Here is a 19,778-nt window from a genome sequence, read left to right as displayed (position 1 = left end):
TTTGTGTATTTAAGGAATATTCGTCGCAGACGCTGTTCGCCGTTAAGCAACCCGCGTCCAGACGGAAAAAGTGGGAATAAGATAAGTTTTCTTTACCGGGAAGTAAAATCCCGTATGCGCTCAATCTGCAAAATTTCGCCATATTTGCTGGATATCGTCCATCAGATACCCGCGATAGAGCAAAAAGCGCTGTACCTTAACCTTTTCTGAAAAGTTTGAAGGGAGCGGCTCGCCATATTTGCGAACGGCCTGTTCACGTGCCATTTCACTCCAGTCAATTTCACATTCTCGCATCGCTTTTTCAGTCGATTCACGGGAAATGCCTTTCTGATTCAACTCCTGGCGAATACGCGCCGGGCCATAGCCTTTGCGGCTACGACTGGCGATAAAGCGCATCACGAAGCGCTCGTCATCAAGATAGTGATGTTCGTGGCACCAGGCGATCACGCGTTCATAATCGTCTGCCGTCGCATCAATCTCTTCCGGCCCATTTTTGCCCATCACCGGCGCGGAGAGTTTACGCCGTAATTCCTGCTCGCTGTGATCGCGGACAGCAAGAATACGTACCGCACGATCAAGGAGACGAGCATAAGCGGGACGGCGCGATGTGGGTTCACTCATAAAAAACCTTAACAGGGAGAAATGCCAAAAGGGCCGCATAAATGCAGCCCTTGATGGTAATTTAACGTTTTGCTGAATGGCGGCTTCGTTTTGTCCGACCCACCATCACCTGATGATTAAAAATCTTCGTTGGTTTCTGCAACGCCTTCGCTATCGTCAACGGCGAAATCGGGCGTGGCATTCTGATTACTCAACAGTAATTCACGAACCCTTTTCTCGATCTCTTTCGCTGTCGCCGGGTTCTCTTTCAGCCAGGTAGTCGCGTTCGCTTTGCCCTGGCCAATCTTCTCGCCGTTGTAGCTGTACCATGCGCCCGCTTTCTCGATCAGCTTCTCTTTCACGCCCAGGTCAACCAGTTCGCCATAGAAGTTGATGCCTTCACCGTAGAGGATCTGGAACTCGGCCTGCTTAAACGGCGCGGCGATTTTGTTTTTCACCACTTTCACACGCGTTTCGCTACCCACGACATTATCGCCCTCTTTCACCGCGCCAATACGACGGATATCAAGACGAACAGAGGCGTAGAATTTCAGCGCGTTACCGCCGGTGGTGGTTTCCGGGTTACCGAACATCACGCCAATCTTCATACGGATCTGGTTGATGAAAATCAACAGCGTGTTGGACTGTTTCAGGTTCCCCGCCAGCTTACGCATCGCCTGGCTCATCATACGCGCCGCGAGGCCCATGTGAGAGTCGCCGATTTCGCCTTCGATTTCCGCTTTCGGCGTTAGCGCCGCTACGGAGTCGACCACAATGACGTCCACCGCGCCTGAACGCGCCAGCGCGTCACAGATTTCCAGCGCCTGCTCGCCGGTATCCGGCTGAGAGCAGAGCAGGTTATCGATATCGACGCCCAGCTTGCGTGCGTAAACAGGGTCAAGCGCGTGTTCCGCATCGATAAACGCACAGGTTTTACCTTCACGCTGCGCAGCGGCAATCACCTGCAGCGTCAGGGTCGTTTTACCGGAAGATTCCGGCCCGTAAATTTCGACGATACGCCCCATCGGCAGACCGCCCGCACCGAGTGCGATGTCCAGTGAAAGCGAACCGGTGGAGATAGTTTCCACATCCATAGAACGGTCTTCACCCAGACGCATGATGGAGCCTTTACCAAATTGCTTTTCAATTTGGCCCAGTGCTGCCGCCAACGCTTTCTGTTTATTTTCGTCGATAGCCATTATTACTCCTGTCATGCAACTTGGTATTGAACCGGATAGTGAATTCGTACTGTTGAAGCAATTATACTGTATGCTCATACAGTATCAAGTGTTTTGTAGAAATTGTTGCCACAGGGTTTGTAGCGCGTACGTCGTCGCCTGTCGACGCACCGATTCACGGTCGCCGCTGAAGCATTCCCGACGCGTAATCCCTTCTCCGCTGACGCTGGCGAAAGCAAACCACACCGTACCAACCGGCTTTTCTTCACTGCCGCCATCCGGCCCGGCAATCCCGCTAATAGCGACAGCAAAATCGGCGCGAGCGGCCTTCAGCGCCCCGATCGCCATTTCGACCACTACGGGTTCGCTGACCGCGCCATGCTGCGCCAGAGTCTCTTCACGCACGCCAATCATCTGCGCTTTGGCTTCATTACTATAGGTGACAAAGCCGCGTTCAAACCAGGCGGAGCTTCCGGCGGTGTCGGTAATGGCTTTCGCCAGCCAGCCGCCGGTACAGGACTCTGCTGTCGTTACGGTCGCCCCGCGCGCTTTTAACGCCAGCCCGACCTGCTCGCTAAGCCGCATCAGTTCACTGTCAGTCATCATGACCTCTGTCAGTTAGAAATCCTGCCGCACAAGATAGCACTTTCTCACCAGAGATGGGGACGAGCAGTCGATTTTACGAGTCGGATTCCGAAAAAATGCCAGCAGGTTATTTATGCAGAATGAAATGAGGTAGCACATGACTAAATAGCAGTACCATGTCGCTAAATTTACACGCACGGAGAGAAAGCAAGGATGTCACTCAAAAAAACGGAAAGCACACAGCACAAACTGAAACAAACCTGTCAACTACGGCTGTGGTTAATTGTGGGTGGAGTATGTTCATTAGGAATGGGAGTACTGAATATATTGTCGTCAGGCTATTTTGAACCGTATGATGGCGGTCAAATTATCTTAGGCCTGGGATGTCTGGGATATAGTCTGGCACTATCAAAGACGATATCCCACTTGCAGGCAGAGAATCAGCCCAAAAAGCCATAATAATAGCGGAGGGGGGGCTCCCCTCCCTAAGCGTAAATTAGCGCACCCGCGCCAGCGCTACCGCCTGGCCCAGTTGCCAAACCGCCATCGCATAATGCGTGCTGTGGTTATATCGGGTAATGGTGTAGAAGTTCGGCAGGCCGTACCAGTACTGGTAGCCCGTACCGATATCCAGACGCAGCAGGCTGGCTTCCTGATGATTGCCCAACGATTGCTGCGGCGTTAAGCCTGCGGCGGCAAGCTGAGAGAGGCTGTATTTTGTTTTGAAACCATTCGCCAGTCCCGGCGCCTGACCATTCGCTGGCACCGCAACCGTATCGCCTTTCACCCAACCATGCGCCTTGAAGTAGTTCGCCACACTGCCGATGGCATCTACCGGATCCCACAAGTTAATGTGCCCATCGCCATTGAAATCGACCGCATATTCTTTATAGGAAGACGGCATAAACTGGCCGTAGCCCATCGCGCCCGCAAAGGAACCTTTCAGATTGAGCGGATCGTCTTGCTCATCGCGCGCCATGAGCAGGAAGGTTTCCAGCTCGCCGGAGAAATATTCCGCCCGGCGCGGATAGTTAAATGACAGCGTCGCCAGCGCGTCCAGAATCCGCGTTTTCCCCATGATACGTCCCCAGCGGGTTTCCACGCCGATGATGCCCACGATGATCTCCGGCGGTACGCCGTATACCTGCCAGGCGCGGTTCAGCGCGTCTTCATACTGATTCCAGAACGCGACGCCGTTTTGCACGTTATCCGGCGTAATAAATTGTTTGCGGTAGCGCAGCCAGGCGCCATTTGGTCCGGCGGGCGGCTGAGTGGTCGGCGCTTGTCTGTCCATCAGACGCAGGACGTAATCCAGTCTTTTAGACTGCGAGAGGATCTCCTGCAGCTGCTGACGGTCGAAACCGTGTTTACTGACCATTTTATCAATGAACTGCTGCGCATTAGGGTTGTTGGCGAAGTCGCCGCCCATTTGCATGACGTTATGCTGCGGCTCAAGCAGGAAGCCGCCGGAAGACGTGCCCGTCGTCGCTTGAGTCCCGGAAGATTTTGGCGTGCTGCTACAGGCAGCAAGCAATACGCAAAGTGGAAGTAACGCTACATAACGACGCTTGAACATGAGACATCCATTAAACAAATTCAGCCAGGGAGAAGTATGGTAAAGCATCCCCCGCCGCACAAGGAAGCGGCACAAGAGAATAAATCACCTTTCTCCTCTTTTCAGTTTGTATCCGCTCCCCCACCCCGCAATCTTTCAACTTAAAATATTTTTCTTTTATTTTGCGATCACAATAACACTTTTGAATCTTTCAACATGATTACAATGAACAGGAAATTAGCAAGAAAACTAAAAACCCTACAGGAGAGAACAATGATCGAAACCATTACACATGGTGCGGAGTGGTTCATCGGGTTATTCCAGAAAGGCGGAGAGGTGTTTACCGGTATGGTGACAGGTATTCTTCCGCTACTGATAAGCCTGCTGGTTATCATGAATGCGCTCATCAATTTTATCGGCCAGCAGCGTATTGAGCGTTTTGCCCAACGTTGTGCCGGAAATCCGCTATCCCGTTACCTGCTTTTACCGTTTATCGGGACATTTGTCTTTTGTAATCCGATGACCCTGAGCCTGGGACGCTTTATGCCGGAGAAGTACAAGCCGAGCTATTACGCGGCGGCCTCCTATAGCTGTCACTCCATGAACGGTCTGTTTCCGCATATCAATCCCGGCGAACTGTTTGTTTATCTGGGTATCGCCAGCGGACTCACCACGTTAGGGCTTCCTCTCGGCCCGCTCGCGGTGAGCTATCTGCTGGTAGGTCTGGTGACGAACTTCTTCCGCGGTTGGGTAACCGATCTCACCACCGCTATTTTTGAGAAAAAAATGGGGATTCAACTTGAGCAGAAAGTTCATCTGACAGGAGCGGTATCATGACACGGGTTCGTATTGAGAAAGGCGCCGGCGGCTGGGGCGGCCCGCTTGAACTGGACGTTACGCCAGGCAAAAAGATCGTCTATATCACAGCCGGTACGCGCCCGGCGATCGTCGACAAACTGGCGCAACTAACAGGCTGGCAAGCGGTGGACGGCTTTAAAGAAGGCGAACCGCCGGAAGCGGAAATCGGCGCGGCCATTATCGACTGCGGCGGTACGCTGCGCTGCGGTATCTATCCGAAACGCCGGATTCCAACCATTAATATTCACTCGACGGGTAAGTCCGGCCCACTGGCGCAGTATATTGTTGAGGATATTTATGTCTCCGGCGTAAAAGAAGAAAACATTACTCTTGTCGGCGAAACGCCTGCCAGTCCCCAGCCTGCCAAAACGACATTAGGACGTGACTACGACACCAGCAAAAAAATCACCGAGCAGAGCGACGGGCTGCTGGCAAAAGTCGGTATGGGAATGGGCTCCGCCGTGGCGGTACTGTTCCAGTCCGGTCGCGACACCATTGATACGGTCCTGAAAACAATCCTGCCGTTTATGGCGTTCGTTTCGGCGCTGATCGGCATCATTATGGCCTCAGGTCTTGGCGACTGGATCGCCCACGGCCTGGCGCCATTAGCCAGCCATCCACTGGGGCTGGTGACGCTGGCATTGATCTGCTCTTTCCCGCTGCTGTCGCCCTTTCTCGGCCCTGGCGCGGTTATCGCTCAGGTCATTGGCGTCCTGATCGGCGTTCAGATAGGCCTGGGCAATATCCCCCCGCATCTGGCGCTTCCCGCCCTGTTCGCGATTAACGCGCAGGCGGCCTGCGACTTTATCCCGGTCGGCCTGTCACTGGCGGAAGCGAAACAAGACACCGTTCGCGTCGGCGTACCTTCTGTGCTGGTCGGACGCTTCCTGACTGGCGCGCCCACGGTACTTATCGCCTGGTTTGTTTCCGGCTTTATCTATCAATAAGAGGTTCAGACATGAGCGTGATTTATCAAACCACCATCACCCGTATCGGCCAGAACGCGAAGGAGGCGCTCGGCGAACAGATGCTGATTACGTTTCGGGAAGGCGCGCCGGCGGATATCGAAGAATTTTGCTTCATCCATTGTCATGGCGAACTGACCGGCGCGCTGCAGCCTGGCGCGCGGTGTGAATTGGGCCAACATTGCTATCCGGTCACGGCGGTCGGCAGCGTAGCCGAGCAAAACCTGCGTGAACTGGGGCATATCACTTTGCGCTTCGATGGTCTGCGTGAAGCGGAATTTCCCGGCACCGTACACGTTGCGGGGCCTGTACCGGACGATATCGCGCCGGGCTGTATTTTGACGTTTGTCGCTTAAGGAGAAAAAACATGAATCAAGTTGCCGTTGTCATTGGCGGAGGCCAGACCCTGGGGGCATTCCTTTGCCGTGGGCTTGCAGAAGAAGGATACCGCGTGGCGGTCGTTGATATTCAAAGCGATAAAGCCGCGAATGTCGCCCAGGAAATTAACGCCGATTTTGGCGAAGGTATGGCGTACGGTTTTGGCGCCGACGCTACCAGCGAGCAGAGCGTGCTGGCGCTGTCCCGCGGCGTAGACGAGATTTTCGGGCGCGTCGATCTGCTGGTTTACAGCGCGGGTATCGCCAAAGCGGCGTTTATCAGCGATTTCCAGTTGGGCGATTTTGACCGCTCGCTACAGGTGAATCTGGTGGGCTATTTCCTCTGCGCCCGTGAGTTTTCCCGCCTGATGATCCGCGACAGCATTCAGGGGCGCATTATTCAGATTAACTCTAAATCCGGCAAAGTGGGCAGTAAACACAACTCCGGCTACAGCGCGGCGAAATTCGGCGGCGTGGGGTTAACCCAGTCTCTGGCGCTGGATCTGGCGGAATACGGCATTACCGTACACTCGTTGATGCTCGGCAACCTGTTGAAATCGCCAATGTTCCAGTCACTGCTGCCGCAATACGCCACTAAACTGGGCATTAAGCCCGACGAGGTGGAACAGTATTACATTGATAAGGTACCGCTCAAACGCGGGTGTGATTATCAGGATGTGCTGAACATGCTGCTATTTTATGCCAGCCCGAAAGCGTCTTATTGCACCGGGCAGTCGATCAACGTAACCGGCGGTCAAGTGATGTTCTGACCGTGAATTGTCGGATGGCGCCGTAGGCCGGATAAGACGGTTACGCCGCCATCAGGCAAACCAACAGGAGCACATTATGGTTTCCACTCTGATTACCGTCGCCGTTATCGCCTGGTGTGCGCAGCTGGCGCTGGGCGGCTGGCAGATTTCCCGCTTTAATCGGGCTTTCGATAAACTTAGCCAACAGGGGCGGGTCGGCGTCGGGCGCTCCGGCGGGCGTTTTAAGCCCCGGGTGGTGGTTGCCGTGGCGCTGGACGAACAGCAGCGGGTGACGGACACTTTATTGATGAAAGGCCTTACGGTATTCGCCAGACCGGTTAAAATTGCCGCAATGCAAGGAAAACATTTGCATGAATTACAGCCTGATGTGATCTTTCCCCATGATTCGCTCGCGCAGAATGCACTATCATTGGCGCTTAAACTGAAACATGGGTAATTTCGTTGTGAATGCGTATAGCTTGCGAAATTATCATTTTGCAACCAATACCCTAAATAATTCGAGTTGCAGGAAGGCGGCGACGCAGTGAATCCCAGGAGCGTACATCAGTACGTGACCGGGGTAAGCGAGGAAAGCCAACGCACATGCAGCGTGAAGTATGACGGGTAAATACATAAGTCAGGGTAATCACGCCTATGAAACCTCGTCAGCGTCAGGCCGCGATTCTGGAGCACCTGCAAAAACAGGGAAAATGCTCGGTTGAAGAACTGGCCCAGTACTTTGACACGACAGGCACCACTATCCGTAAAGATCTGGTCATTCTGGAAAATGCCGGAACCGTCATCCGCACCTATGGCGGCGTGGTGTTGAATAAAGAAGAGTCCGATCCGCCTATTGATCACAAAACGCTTATCAACACCCACAAAAAAGCGCTGATAGCCGCAGCCGCTGTGAAATATATCCATGATGGCGATTCCATTATTCTGGACGCCGGAAGTACCGTGTTACAGATGGTGCCGTTGCTTTCGCGTTTTAGCAACATCACGGTGATGACCAACAGCCTCCATATTGTTAACGCGCTATCGGAACTGGACAACGAACAAACTATCCTGATGCCCGGCGGCACCTTCCGTAAAAAATCGGCGTCGTTTCACGGTCAACTGGCGGAAAACGCCTTTGAGCAATTCAGCTTTGATAAACTTTTCATGGGAACTGACGGTATTGACCTGAATGTCGGTGTGACCACGTTCAATGAGGTTTACACCGTCAGTAACGCAATGTGCAATGCAGCACGCGAGGTGATTCTGATGGCGGACTCCTCAAAATTTGGTCGTAAAAGCCCCAATGTGGTGTGCAGTCTGGAAACCGTCGACAAACTGATCACGGACGCGGGGATCGATCCGGCATTTCGTCAGGCGCTGGAAGCAAAAGGGATTGAAGTAATCATAACCGGAGAAAGCAATGAGTGATGCACTACTAAACGCGGGCCGTCAGACCTTAATGCTGGAGCTACAGGAAGCCAGCCGTCTGCCGGAGCGTCTGGGCGATGATTTTGTCCGCGCCGCCAATATCATTATTCACTGTGAAGGCAAAGTGATCGTTTCCGGTATTGGTAAATCAGGTCATATTGGTAAAAAAATCGCCGCGACGCTTGCCAGTACCGGTACTCCCGCTTTTTTTGTTCATCCGGCGGAAGCACTGCATGGCGATCTGGGGATGATTGAAAGCCGCGACGTGATGTTATTTATCTCCTATTCCGGCGGCGCAAAAGAACTCGACCTCATCATCCCGCGTCTGGAAGATAAATCCGTCGCGCTGCTGGCGATGACCGGTAAACTTCACTCTCCGCTGGGGCGAGCGGCAAAAGCCGTTCTGGATATTTCCGTCGAGCGTGAAGCCTGCCCGATGCATCTGGCACCAACGTCCAGTACCGTCAATACGCTGATGATGGGCGATGCGCTGGCGATGGCGGTCATGCAGGCGCGCGGTTTTAACGAAGAAGATTTCGCCCGTTCGCATCCGGCTGGCGCACTGGGCGCGCGTTTGCTCAATAATGTGCATCACCTGATGCGCCAGGGCGATGCAATACCGCAGGTGATGCTTGCCACCAGCGTGATGGATGCCATGCTGGAACTTAGCCGTACCGGGCTGGGGCTGGTGGCGGTTTGCGATGAGCAACATGTTGTGAAAGGCGTCTTTACCGACGGCGACCTGCGTCGCTGGCTGGTGGGCGGCGGCGCGCTCACCACGCCGGTAAGCGAAGCCATGACGCCCAACGGTATTACGCTCCAGGCGCAAAGCCGCGCCATTGACGCCAAAGAGCTCCTGATGAAACGCAAAATTACCGCCGCGCCAGTGGTCGATGAAAACGGCAAACTCACCGGCGCCATTAACCTACAGGATTTCTACCAGGCGGGGATTATCTAATCCTTCAGTCCCAGACGCTTCGCCAGCCGATGCAGGTTGGCGACGTCGGTTTCCAGCGCCCGCGCGCTGGCCGCCCAGTTATGATTATTTTGCGCCAGCGCCTGGCGAATCATCTCTCGCTGGAAGTTCTCCGTCGATTCGCGCAAATTGCGGCAAGTCGGCAGCGCCAGAAAGCTTTCCGCAGGCGGCGCGGGTAAAACGTCCTCTGGCAAAGCAAAATGCTGCGCCTCCAGTATCACCTCATCCCCTGCCCGGGTCGCTCTCGCCAGTACAACCGCACGGTGAATGGCATGTTCCAGCTCCCGGACGTTGCCCGGCCAGCCATAGTTGAGCAAATGGCGGCGCGCGTCGGGACTCAGCACCACGCGGGACAGCCCCAGCCGCAGTCGGCACTGCTCGCAAAAATAGCCCGCCAGCAGCACCACATCATCGCCGCGCTCGCGCAGCGGCGGCACAAAGAGCGGGAAAACGCTCAGGCGATGGAACAGATCGGCGCGAAAACGCCCTGCCAGCACCTCTTCACGCAGGTCACGGTTGGTCGCCGCCAACACCCGCACATCCACGCGCAGGCTACGATCGTCGCCGACGCGCTGAATATCGCCATACTGCAACACGCGAAGTAGCTTGGCCTGTAGCGCCAGCGACAGTTCGCCAATCTCATCCAGAAACAGCGTACCGTTATCTGCCATTTCGAACTTACCGCTACGATTACTGATAGCCCCGGTAAAAGCCCCTTTTACATGACCAAACAACTCGCTCTCCGCCACGCTTTCCGGCAGCGCGGCGCAGTTGAGATAGACCAGCGGATTGACCGCTCTGGGGGAGCCCTGGTGAATAGCTTTCGCCACCAGCTCTTTACCGGTCCCCGTTTCACCGCCGATCAGCACGTTAAGATCGGAGCCCGCCACAATCTCGATCTCTTTTTTCAACTGCGTCATCGCCGGCGACAGGCCGATCATGTGCGTCTCTTTTACCGGTTCAAACACGCCTGACGACCCCGGCAGTATGTTCTGGCTTTCCAGTTGTTCAATTAACAGCGCATTACTCAATGCCCCGGCGGCCAGCGCGGCGACAAGCCGTAGCTCTTCATCGCTAAATACCTCGAACTGCTCCGGCGTCATAGCATCAAGGGTCAGCGCACCGATGAGGTTCTGCCCGGCAAACAGCGGCAGACCAACACAAGCGTGGACTTTCAGGCTTTCCTGTCCGGGAATTAATCCGTCATACGGATCGGGTAAATCGCTATCAGCCGGAAAACGCACCACGTCCCCCGCGCGGGCGATGGCTTCCAGGCGCGGATGCCCTTCCAGGGTAAAACGTCTGCCGAGAACGTCCTGCGCCAGGCCATCAATCGCCAGTGGAATAAATTGTCGTGATTCATAGCGCAGCAGCGCCGAGGCGTCGCACGCCAGCACCTGACGCAGCGTAGTAATCAGCCGCTGAAAACGATCCTGATGCCCAATGCCGCGTTGTAACTCAATGGCGATGCCCGCCAATACCTCCACGGAAAAACTCATGGTTACCTCATTGTCATTTTGACAACCTATAGTGTCATATTGACAACATCATTTATAGTCTTTTTGACTACACCAAAAATAAAAAACCAATATAACTTCATACAAATCAACAAGATGAAAAGTTGGCACACTACCTGCAATAAGCAAAACAACTTTTTGTAAACGTTGAATGAATTGAGGTGGTTATGTCTATTCTGGTTAAAAATAATATTCATTGGGTTGGTCAACGCGACTGGGAAGTACGTGATTTTCACGGCACTGAATACAAAACGCTGCGTGGCAGCAGCTATAACAGCTATCTCATTCGTGAAGAAAAGAATGTGCTGATCGATACCGTCGATCATAAGTTTAGCCGTGAGTTTGTGCAAAATCTGCGCAGTGAAATCGACCTCGCGGACATCGACTACATCATCATTAACCATGCCGAAGAAGACCATGCAGGCGCGCTGACCGAACTGATGGCGCAGATCCCGGACACGCCTATCTACTGTACCGCCAACGCCATTGACTCTATCAACGGCCATCACCATCACCCGGAATGGAATTTTAAGGTGGTGAAAACCGGCGATACGCTGGATATCGGCAACGGCAAGCAGTTGATCTTCGTGGAAACGCCGATGCTGCACTGGCCGGACAGCATGATGACCTATATGACCGGCGACGCGGTGTTATTCAGCAACGACGCCTTTGGTCAGCACTACTGCGACGAGCGCCTGTTCAATGATGAAGTGGACCAAACTGAACTGTTTGAACAATGCCAGCGCTACTACGCCAATATCCTGACGCCGTTCAGCCGTCTGGTAACGCCAAAAATTACCGAAATCCTCGGCTTCAACCTGCCGGTGGATATGATTGCCACCTCACACGGCGTGGTATGGCGCGACAACCCAACGCAAATCGTGGAACTGTATCTGAAATGGGCGGCAGATTATCAGGAAGATCGTATCACTATTTTCTACGATACCATGTCGAACAATACTCGCATGATGGCGGATGCCATCGCGCAGGGTATCAACGAAGTGGACCCCAACGTGGCGGTCAAAATCTTTAACGTCGCCCGCAGCGATAAAAATGAAATATTGACCAACGTCTTCCGTTCGAAAGGCGTGCTGGTCGGCACTTCTACCATGAACAACGTGATGATGCCGAAAATCGCTGGTCTGGTGGAAGAGATGACCGGCCTGCGCTTTCGCAACAAACGCGCCAGCGCCTTCGGTTCTCATGGCTGGAGCGGCGGCGCGGTGGATCGACTGTCCACGCGCTTACAGGATGCCGGTTTTGAAATGTCCCTGAGTCTGAAAGCGAAATGGCGTCCGGATCTGGATGCGCTGGAGTTGTGCCGTCAGCACGGTCGCGACATCGCGCGTCAGTGGGCGCTTGCTCCGCTGCCGGAAACCACACAGAAAACCGCGCCAGTCGAAGAAACCACAACCTGCGCCGCCGCAGACCTCGGCCCCAAAATGCAATGCAGCGTATGCCAGTGGATTTACGACCCTGCGCTGGGCGAGCCGTTGCAGGATGTCGCGCCGGGTACGCCGTGGAACGACGTGCCGGATAACTTCCTGTGCCCGGAATGTTCATTAGGTAAAGACGTGTTCGACGTACTGGCGACGGAGGCAAAATGAGTCGGGGAATCATCATTATTGGGTCGGGCTTCGCCGCCCGCCAGCTCGTCAAAAATATCCGTAAACAAGATGCGCATGTGCCGTTAACCCTGATTGCGGCGGACAGCATGGATGAGTATAACAAGCCCGATCTCAGCCACGTTATCAGCCAGTCGCAGCGCGCCGATGATCTCACCCGCCAGTTAGCGGGGGAATTTGCTGAACAGTTTAATCTGCGACTGTTCCCGCATACCAGGGTTGCTGACATTGATGCCGATGCCCATGTGGTGAAAAGTCAGGATAAGCAGTGGCAGTACGACAAGCTGGTACTGGCGACCGGGGCGACAGCCTTTGTGCCGCCGATTGCAGGACGTGAGTTAATGCTTACTTTGAATAGCCAGCAAGAGTACCGCGCCTGTGAGACACAACTGCGCGACGCGCAGCGAGTGCTGATTGTCGGCGGCGGTCTCATTGGCAGTGAATTAGCGATGGATTTCTGCCGCGCCGGGAAAACGGTAACGCTGATGGATAACGCCGCCAGCCTTCTCGCCTCACTGATGCCACCGGAAGTGAGCAGTCGCTTACAGCATCACCTGACCGATATGGGGGTGCATCTGCTGCTGAAATCGCAGTTGCAAAAACTGGAGAAAACCGAAGCCGGTATCCGCGCTACGCTGGTAAGCCAGCATAGTATTGAGGTCGATGCGGTGATTGCCGCCACCGGCTTACGCCCGGAAACCGCTCTGGCGCGCCGCGCCGGAGTAGCCGTCAACCGCGGCGTCTGCGTGGATAGCTATCTACAGACCAGTCACCCGGATATTTATGCGATCGGCGACTGCGCGGAGATCAACGGTCAGGTGCTGCCCTTCCTGCAACCGATCCAGTTAAGCGCGATGTACCTGGCGAAAAATCTGCTCGGCGGCAACGCGCCGCTGAAGCTACCGGCGATGCTGGTCAAAGTCAAAACGCCGGAACTGCCGCTGCATCTGGCGGGAGAAACTCAGCGCCGCGATTTGAGCTGGCAGATTACCGCAGAATCTGACGGTATGATTGCCAAAGGCATGAGTGGAGAAGGCCAGCTACGCGCCTTTGTGGTGAGTGAAGACCGCATGAAAGAGGCCTTTGCACTGCTGAAAACGTTGTCCGTATAAGCCTGTGATGCCGGATAGCGCCGCTTCGCGTCTTATCCGGCCTAAGAATGAGCATCTGTTTACACGCCGGATAAGGCGCAGCCGCCATCCGGTGCCCTACACTTCCCTTAATGCTCGCGCTGCGGCAATCACGCCCTGTCCAAACGACAGCCCGCCGTCGCCCGCTGGTAACCGCTGCGGAAATAACAATTTAAAATCAGAAAGATAAAAGGCAAGACGCGCGCGCAGTAAGCGGTTGTGTATCACCCCGCCGCTGAAGACCAGAGTGGTTATCCCCCGCGCCATAGCCTGTTGGCGCATTAGCGTGGCAAACCCGCACGCCAGCGCATCATGAAAAGCCCAGGCGCGTTGCGCGGGCGTGGCCTGCCAGTTCAACCATTGCCGCCAGAAAACAGCGACGTCCAGTTGAGCGCCGTTAAGCGGCATCGTTACCGGATGCTCAACGTTAGCGCATTGAGAGGCCAGCGCCTCCAGCGCGCAGGCGGCCTCGCCCTCATAGCTAAGCGATGCTGGCGCGCAGGGAAGCGCGGCGGCCACCGCGTCAAACAACCGCCCGCAGGAAGAGGCCAATGGGGCATTGACGCCGCGCTCAATGGCGCGCGCCAGGACATTCCAGTTTTGCTGTTGCAGCCCCGCTGTCTCCGGGTAATCCTGCCAGTCCGGCACAAAGCGCAAGCACTGCGCTAACAGATTACGCCACGGCTGTTTGGCAGCCAGATCGCCTCCCGGCAGCGCCACGGCGGGTAAACCGCCTAAATGTTCGCATTCGCGATAATTGACCCGCAAACATTCTCCGCCCCATAGCGCGCCATTCTCACCCATGCCGATACCGTCTACCGTCAGGGCAATCACCTCTCCGCCGTCCAGCGGCCAACCATGCTCGGCCAGGCAAGCCGCCGCATGGGCATGATGGTGTAACACCGTCTCTGTCGGCAGACGCATCTCACTGGCCCACTGACTGGAAACATAGCCCGGATGCGCATCACAGACGATACGCTCTGGCGTAAAATCGTAGATTGACTGGATCAAACGCAATGCCTCGCGCCACTGCGCCTGGATACCGTCATCGCTGAGATCGCCTAAATGTTGGCTGACAACCGCCTGTTCGCCGCGTACCAGACAGAACGTGTTTTTCAGATCCGCGCCCAGACAAAGTATCGGCGGCACATCGCGAAATCCGGGCGGCAACGCAATCGCGTCCGGCACGTATCCCCGCGAACGACGCAGCATTTCGCCGCTGTCGCGTACGACAGAGTCGTCCATGCGCTGTACAATGTCGCGATTGTGCAACAGAAAACCATCGGCAATATCGTGTAAATCGTCCAGCGCCTGTTCGTTGGTGATGGCGGGCGGTTTGCCGCTCAGGTTGCCGGATGTCATCACCAGCGGGTAATTGAGCTCCTGCAACAAGAGGTGTTGCAATGGGTTGGCTGGCAGCATCACACCCACCTCCGTAAGTCCTGGCGCGATGCCCTCACTCAGCGAAGGTACATACTGCTTATCCACCAGTACAATCGGGGCCGCTGGCGTGGTCAGCAGCGAACGCGCCGCGGTCGGCAGCGTTTGCGCCGTGGGCAACATCACCGCCAATGGTTTCGCCGGACGATGTTTACGCGCCCGCAGCATCGCCACTGCGTTAGCGTTGCGCGCATCGCAGGCCAGATGAAAACCACCCAGCCCTTTAACGGCAATAATGCCTCCGGCGTTCAGTTGGGCGACCGCCGCCTGCAAAGCCGCCTCTTTTTCCGCTCGTTCATGTTGGCTCCGCCACTCAAGATGCGGCCCGCATGACGGACAGGCAACGGGCTGGGCATGAAAACGGCGATCGTACGGATCGCGGTATTCGCTGTCGCATTCCGGACACAAGGGAAACGCCGCCATCACCGTAAATGGCCGGTCATAGGGCATAGCGCGAATAATGGTGAAGCGTGGTCCGCAGTGGGTGCAATTGATGAAAGGATAACGGTAGCGCCGCTCGCCTGGGGTATTCATCTCGGCAAGACATGCCGGGCAGGTCGCCGCATCCGGCACGATTTGCGTGTTCATCGAACCGCCTGCGCTCTGACGAATGGTGAAATCCGTCGGTGCGCGCTCCCATACCAACGACGCGTGTTCAACGCTGTCAATGCGCGCCAGCGGCGGGCAATCCTGATAGAGCGCGGCAATAAATTGCGACGGATCTTCCAGCAGCCGAACGACGACGCCGTCGCCGTCATTACACACGTCGCCGTGTAATTGCAACTGCTGCGCCAGCTGCCAGACAAAAGGACGAAAACCGACGCCCTGTACTTTGCCCCGAATGCGTAGCTGTACGCCGGAAGGTGTGTCTATCGCCATCTTATTTTCCCGCCATCATCGAACCCGGATGCCTGATGGCGCGACGCTTATCAGGCCTACAACCGCACGGACCGTAGACCGGATAAAGCATTGATGCCGCCATCCGGCAATGCTTTGTGGCGTATTCTACGCGCAATCGCAGAAATCAGAAAAGCAGCGATGCCGTTGAATCCAGCGCCGCACGACGGCGTTTTTCCGCGCTTAGCTGTTCAAGCTTATTGCGGTCCACGCAGATGAGGGCGTGCGTTGGGCAAGCGGCCATACAGGCCGGACCGGCTTCACGGTGGTGACACAGATCGCACTTGTTGGCTTCGGCTTTTTCGGCACGCACGTTCAGCCCCGCGCCGCTATTGCGAACCACCGGACGTACCACCACTTCCATGGCGCCGTAAGGACATGCCACTACGCAAGTTTTACAGCCAATGCAGCGTTCCTGCATCACATGAACAAAGCCTTTGTCACGGCTGATGGCGCCATTCGGGCAAACGTTGGCGCACGGCGCGTCTTCACACTGGCGACACAGCGTTGCCGTGGAAACATTCACGCCTTTGATGACATGGATACGAGGTAAAAAGGTTTCAGGGGTAAGCGATGCGCAATCCTGATTTTCCTGATGGGATACGACGCAAGCCACTTCACAGGTACGGCAACCAATGCACTTACTCGCGTCTGCAATGATGAAACGGTTCATCAAATTCTCCAGCAATAACAGATGATGTGCCGATATATACACGAATCGTGCCAATTTTTATTTCATTGTTATTTAAGAATATTATTTCTATTTTCGTGAGCATTTACGTGTCATCGTCACAAGTGTCGATGACACGTAATGTCGCCAGTGGTGGTCAAGATTTGCAGTGATAGCCAGCCAACTCTGCACCGCAACTGGCATCAATCCTGATTAACGCCTGGCAATACGTTACCGCGTATTAAACAGCGCTGCGTAAGGGAAAGATCGTCCGTTTGCGGATTCCTTCCGGCAATAGGTTTGATAATTAATTTACGGCCAGGATAGTGATTAAAACGGGTCAGCGCCGGATAACTCAACCGGCCAAACCAGCCGTGTACGCGCTGCCAGCGGGCGTCCTTCACCTGATATAAATTGGTTATCCAGTAGCCTGAGTCAAACTGCATATCCAACAGTTGCGTGCGCCCATTGCCCTGTAAATCAAGCAAATCATCGACGCCAGTATCGGTGGCGGTATAAAACCCCCACGGTTCAAAGACGCAGGGGCGGCCATTCTTGAGAAAGGTGAAAATGATGTATTGCGCGCTCGGCGCCAGGCCCAACCCAGGATTGCCCAACCAGATAACCAGGTCCTGAATGCCGTTACGATCGAGGTCAGCGCGATAAAATTGCGCATTACCCGCCAAATTAATCAGCATTCCCACCGGGACAACCCACGAATTACCGGCTCTGTCTTTTCCGCTAATCCGCCATTCGTTATCTTTTTTCGGCTCCGGCAGTAGCGTCACCCCACTGACTCCGACCTGGCGAAAATGCCAGGTCTGGTCGGGCGATACAGAATAAGGCAGGGTCAACAGCGGCTTCAGCGCACGCTTTTGCGCATATTCACCGTCGCTCATCGGCAGGTAACCGACAAAACCGGTGGCCAGTGCGCGCGCGGCGATGCAGAAAAATAGCAGTCCGCTCCATACGATAATCTTCACGTCCTTCTTACCGCCTATGCCGGGTAACACAAATTCTCCCTAAATATGTGCGCATTTTACGCCTCCGGCGCTTCCAGCGCGGCAAATCCGCCGTTTCCCTGCCAGCCTTCCAGGCGCTGGTAGACGATATTTACCGCGTCCTTAATCGGTTGAGTCATCGGATAATAAAACCCGACGATATCCGGCTGGATACCAACAAAAATCACCTCGCCGACATCCTCTTTGAGCTGATCGACCAGGTAGTTGAGCGGCATATTGTGGGTGGTCATCATAAACATTTCGGCGATATCATCCGGATCGATAATGCGGATCTCGCCCGGATTAAGTCCCATGTCGGTGGCGTCGACAATCAACAGACGCTGCGGGCGCAGTTCGCGAATCGCCACAATGTCGTTTTCCGGCGCGCTGCCGCCATCAATCACCACCCAATTACCCTTCGGCTGCGCCGCACACATTTCTGCCAGTAACGGGCCTGCGCCGTCGTCGCCCATCATGCTGTTGCCGACACAGAGTAAAACGTCAGTCACGAAGCCTCCTCACCATCAGGTAGATGGCGCTTTCCTGATGAATGTCATGCAGCATACTGAGCATCAGTTTGCTCCATTCTTGCTGCTGCGGGGTCTGCGCGGCGCGCGCCTCATCAAACGCGCGCGCCAGCATTTGCACATGGTTGAAATCGATGACGATCTCGCCATACTTCGGCACGCCTTCCATTTTACGCCGGGCATCGCTACCGGCTTCCAGGGTGGCGATCCACGCCAGATACTCATCCCATGGGCAGGTGAGCGCGGCCTCCAGACAATCGATAACCCCCAGGTGGTGACCAATCGCCAGGCTGTAATAGACAACCTGCTGCGCCTCGGCAGGCGTCGCATCGTTCTCATCAATAAACTTACGGCTCAGTTGACTGAACACCACCTGTTCGCTCATCGGATACGCGCCTCTTCAACAACATGATTGAGATGGGTGACAATTTCGGTTAAACGCGGATCGTTTTCCGCTTCCAGCCAACGCGCCACTTGCTGCTCGCCCTGCCCCAACTGTGTCAGGTAATCATCGGCGATCTGACGACCATAGCGATAACCCGCCAGCCGGCGCGCCGCGCGATCCACCTTCACGCGCAGCGGCTGCACCATATCCGGATGCAGGATCTCTGCGGGCTGATCGTCCAGCTCACCCGGCGCGCGGGCGTGGATTTTCTGCTCCAGCAGGCCAAGCGCCATCGCAAAGCCATACAGCGTCGCCGCAGGCGTTGGCGGGCAGCCTGGAATATACACATCCACCGGGACGATTTTGTCGGTACCGCCCCACACGCAGTAGAGATCGTGGAAGATGCCGCCGCTGTTGCCGCAGGCGCCGTAAGAGATACAAATTTTCGGATCCGGCGCCGACTGCCAGGCGCGCAGCGCCGGAGAGCGCATGGCGCGGGTCACCGCGCCGGTAAACAGCAGAATATCGGCATGACGCGGCGACGGTACTACTTTGATGCCGAAACGCTCGGCATCAAACAGCGGCGACAGCGTCGCAAAGATTTCGATTTCACAGCCGTTACAGCCGCCGCAGTCCACGCGGTAAACGTATGCCGAACGCTTAATATTTTTCAGTAGAGACGCCTTCATGCTGGCGATGGATTCATCCACCGTCATCGGTACCGGAATGCCGTTGGCGTCACGCGGGCCTAATAAATTGCTCATTAGCTGACCTCTTTCATATGGCGAGTCAGTTCAATACGGTCGGACGGCACCAGGCATTTCTGACGCTTACAGTCCGGGCAGGTCTCAAAGCTTTCGCGGTGGTTTTCCGCGCGGCTGTCGCCGTTGTGCGCAAGCAGCGCAATGGCGTAGTCAATCTCTTTCTGTACGGCGAAAGGACGATTACACACGCGGCAGTTGCACAGCGCAAAGCGGGACTGTTGCAGGAAGTCTTCTTTCTTCCACACTGCCAGTTCGTACTCTTGCGACAGTTTGATCGCCGCCGTCGGGCAAACTTCTTCGCAGCGACCGCAGAAGATGCAGCGGCCAAGATTGAACTGCCACGCCAGCTCATTGGTTGCCAGTAAGGTTTCCACCGTCAGCGCGTTCGACGGGCAGGCATTAACGCAGGCGGCGCAGCCGATACACTGCTGCGGATTATGTTCCGGCTTGCCGCGGAAGTTTTTATCAACCGCAATCGGCTCCAGCGGATAAGACGAGGTCGCCGTGCCGGTTTTGATAACTTTTTTGATAAAGGTAAACATGGCGATTCC

Annotated in this window: 22 protein-coding genes; 10 read left to right on the top strand and 12 right to left on the bottom strand. The window is 55.2% G+C overall.

What is annotated here, in order from left to right:
* Positions 1 to 120: 120 nt before the first annotated feature.
* From recX to pncC, 3 genes are all read right to left on the bottom strand, one after another.
* On the bottom strand, positions 121 to 621 hold the full coding sequence (gene recX / locus EOS98_RS05370) for a recombination regulator RecX (protein WP_001294863.1): 501 nt from the start codon (positions 619 to 621) through the stop codon (positions 121 to 123).
* A gap of 116 nt (positions 622 to 737) precedes the next feature.
* Positions 738 to 1,799: a recombinase RecA gene (recA, locus tag EOS98_RS05365; protein WP_000963150.1), complete on the bottom strand. Its 1,062-nt coding sequence runs from the start codon at positions 1,797 to 1,799 to the stop codon at positions 738 to 740.
* Between the two features lie 84 nt (positions 1,800 to 1,883).
* Positions 1,884 to 2,381, bottom strand: coding sequence for a nicotinamide-nucleotide amidase (gene pncC, locus EOS98_RS05360; RefSeq protein ID WP_010835022.1), 498 nt, complete (start codon positions 2,379 to 2,381; stop codon positions 1,884 to 1,886).
* A 195-nt stretch (positions 2,382 to 2,576) separates the two neighbouring features.
* On the opposite strand from pncC, the gene EOS98_RS24780 reads away from it, so the two are divergent.
* Positions 2,577 to 2,822, top strand: a complete 246-nt coding sequence (locus EOS98_RS24780; RefSeq protein ID WP_126523886.1) for a hypothetical protein — start codon at positions 2,577 to 2,579, stop codon at positions 2,820 to 2,822.
* Positions 2,823 to 2,859: 37 nt separating this feature from the next.
* Here EOS98_RS24780 and mltB read toward each other — a convergent pair whose 3' ends face one another.
* The gene (gene mltB / locus EOS98_RS05350; protein ID WP_000476831.1) at positions 2,860 to 3,939 is read right to left on the bottom strand and encodes a lytic murein transglycosylase B; all 1,080 of its coding nucleotides are present in this window, start codon (positions 3,937 to 3,939) and stop codon (positions 2,860 to 2,862) included.
* Between the two features lie 252 nt (positions 3,940 to 4,191).
* On the opposite strand from mltB, the gene srlA reads away from it, so the two are divergent.
* The 7 genes from srlA to gutQ all read left to right on the top strand — a co-directional run bounded on the left by srlA (position 4,192) and on the right by gutQ (position 9,253).
* Complete coding sequence (gene srlA / locus EOS98_RS05345; protein WP_000573335.1) at positions 4,192 to 4,755, top strand: PTS glucitol/sorbitol transporter subunit IIC; 564 nt, start codon at positions 4,192 to 4,194, stop codon at positions 4,753 to 4,755.
* The gene (locus EOS98_RS05340; protein WP_000199039.1) at positions 4,752 to 5,723 is read left to right on the top strand and encodes a PTS glucitol/sorbitol transporter subunit IIB; all 972 of its coding nucleotides are present in this window, start codon (positions 4,752 to 4,754) and stop codon (positions 5,721 to 5,723) included. The genes srlA and EOS98_RS05340 overlap by 4 nt, the downstream gene beginning before the upstream one ends.
* Before the next feature lie 11 nt (positions 5,724 to 5,734).
* A complete protein-coding gene (srlB, locus tag EOS98_RS05335) occupies positions 5,735 to 6,097 on the top strand; it encodes a PTS glucitol/sorbitol transporter subunit IIA (protein ID WP_001645799.1) in 363 nt (120 codons plus the stop codon).
* Positions 6,098 to 6,108: 11 nt separating this feature from the next.
* A complete protein-coding gene (gene srlD, locus EOS98_RS05330; RefSeq protein WP_010835023.1) occupies positions 6,109 to 6,888 on the top strand; it encodes a sorbitol-6-phosphate dehydrogenase in 780 nt (259 codons plus the stop codon).
* Positions 6,889 to 6,964: 76 nt separating this feature from the next.
* Positions 6,965 to 7,324, top strand: coding sequence for a transcriptional regulator GutM (gene gutM, locus EOS98_RS05325; RefSeq protein WP_000255198.1), 360 nt, complete (start codon positions 6,965 to 6,967; stop codon positions 7,322 to 7,324).
* Positions 7,325 to 7,521: 197 nt separating this feature from the next.
* A complete protein-coding gene (gene srlR / locus EOS98_RS05320) occupies positions 7,522 to 8,295 on the top strand; it encodes a glucitol operon DNA-binding transcriptional repressor SrlR (protein WP_000804536.1) in 774 nt (257 codons plus the stop codon).
* Complete coding sequence (gene gutQ, locus EOS98_RS05315) at positions 8,288 to 9,253, top strand: arabinose-5-phosphate isomerase GutQ (RefSeq protein WP_001278201.1); 966 nt, start codon at positions 8,288 to 8,290, stop codon at positions 9,251 to 9,253. Before srlR ends, gutQ begins: the two co-directional genes overlap by 8 nt.
* On the opposite strand, the gene norR is transcribed toward gutQ, so the two are convergent.
* Positions 9,250 to 10,770, bottom strand: coding sequence for a nitric oxide reductase transcriptional regulator NorR (gene norR, locus EOS98_RS05310; RefSeq protein ID WP_126523885.1), 1,521 nt, complete (start codon positions 10,768 to 10,770; stop codon positions 9,250 to 9,252). The two genes, gutQ and norR, sit on opposite strands and share 4 nt — an antisense overlap.
* Positions 10,771 to 10,955: 185 nt before the next feature.
* On the opposite strand from norR, the gene norV reads away from it, so the two are divergent.
* Positions 10,956 to 12,395: an anaerobic nitric oxide reductase flavorubredoxin gene (gene norV, locus EOS98_RS05305; protein WP_000026011.1), complete on the top strand. Its 1,440-nt coding sequence runs from the start codon at positions 10,956 to 10,958 to the stop codon at positions 12,393 to 12,395.
* Positions 12,392 to 13,525, top strand: coding sequence for an NADH:flavorubredoxin reductase NorW (norW, locus tag EOS98_RS05300; RefSeq protein WP_127821145.1), 1,134 nt, complete (start codon positions 12,392 to 12,394; stop codon positions 13,523 to 13,525). Before norV ends, norW begins: the two co-directional genes overlap by 4 nt.
* Before the next feature lie 96 nt (positions 13,526 to 13,621).
* Here norW and hypF read toward each other — a convergent pair whose 3' ends face one another.
* The 7 genes from hypF to hycF all read right to left on the bottom strand — a co-directional run bounded on the left by hypF (position 13,622) and on the right by hycF (position 19,769).
* A complete protein-coding gene (gene hypF, locus EOS98_RS05295) occupies positions 13,622 to 15,862 on the bottom strand; it encodes a carbamoyltransferase HypF (RefSeq protein WP_127821144.1) in 2,241 nt (746 codons plus the stop codon).
* Positions 15,863 to 16,007: 145 nt separating this feature from the next.
* The gene (gene hydN, locus EOS98_RS05290) at positions 16,008 to 16,553 is read right to left on the bottom strand and encodes an electron transport protein HydN (RefSeq protein WP_001078791.1); all 546 of its coding nucleotides are present in this window, start codon (positions 16,551 to 16,553) and stop codon (positions 16,008 to 16,010) included.
* A 200-nt stretch (positions 16,554 to 16,753) separates the two neighbouring features.
* Entirely contained in the window at positions 16,754 to 17,563 is an 810-nt protein-coding gene (locus EOS98_RS05285) for a hypothetical protein (RefSeq protein ID WP_000936681.1), read from the bottom strand.
* 26 nt (positions 17,564 to 17,589) lie between these two features.
* On the bottom strand, positions 17,590 to 18,060 hold the full coding sequence (gene hycI / locus EOS98_RS05280) for a hydrogenase maturation peptidase HycI (RefSeq protein ID WP_023181870.1): 471 nt from the start codon (positions 18,058 to 18,060) through the stop codon (positions 17,590 to 17,592).
* Entirely contained in the window at positions 18,053 to 18,463 is a 411-nt protein-coding gene (locus EOS98_RS05275) for a formate hydrogenlyase maturation HycH family protein (protein ID WP_000003725.1), read from the bottom strand. Before EOS98_RS05275 ends, hycI begins: the two co-directional genes overlap by 8 nt.
* Positions 18,460 to 19,227, bottom strand: a complete 768-nt coding sequence (hycG, locus tag EOS98_RS05270) for a formate hydrogenlyase subunit HycG (protein ID WP_000067419.1) — start codon at positions 19,225 to 19,227, stop codon at positions 18,460 to 18,462. The genes EOS98_RS05275 and hycG overlap by 4 nt, the downstream gene beginning before the upstream one ends.
* Positions 19,227 to 19,769: a formate hydrogenlyase subunit HycF gene (hycF, locus tag EOS98_RS05265; RefSeq protein WP_000493773.1), complete on the bottom strand. Its 543-nt coding sequence runs from the start codon at positions 19,767 to 19,769 to the stop codon at positions 19,227 to 19,229. Before hycF ends, hycG begins: the two co-directional genes overlap by 1 nt.
* Between the last annotated feature and the right edge of the window lie 9 nt (positions 19,770 to 19,778).

The organism is Salmonella sp. SSDFZ69 (assembly GCF_004010755.1).
Lineage (GTDB): Bacteria > Pseudomonadota > Gammaproteobacteria > Enterobacterales > Enterobacteriaceae > Salmonella > Salmonella enterica.
The sequence above is the reverse complement of the archived record's forward strand: the minus strand, read 5'-3'. Positions and strand labels throughout refer to the sequence as shown.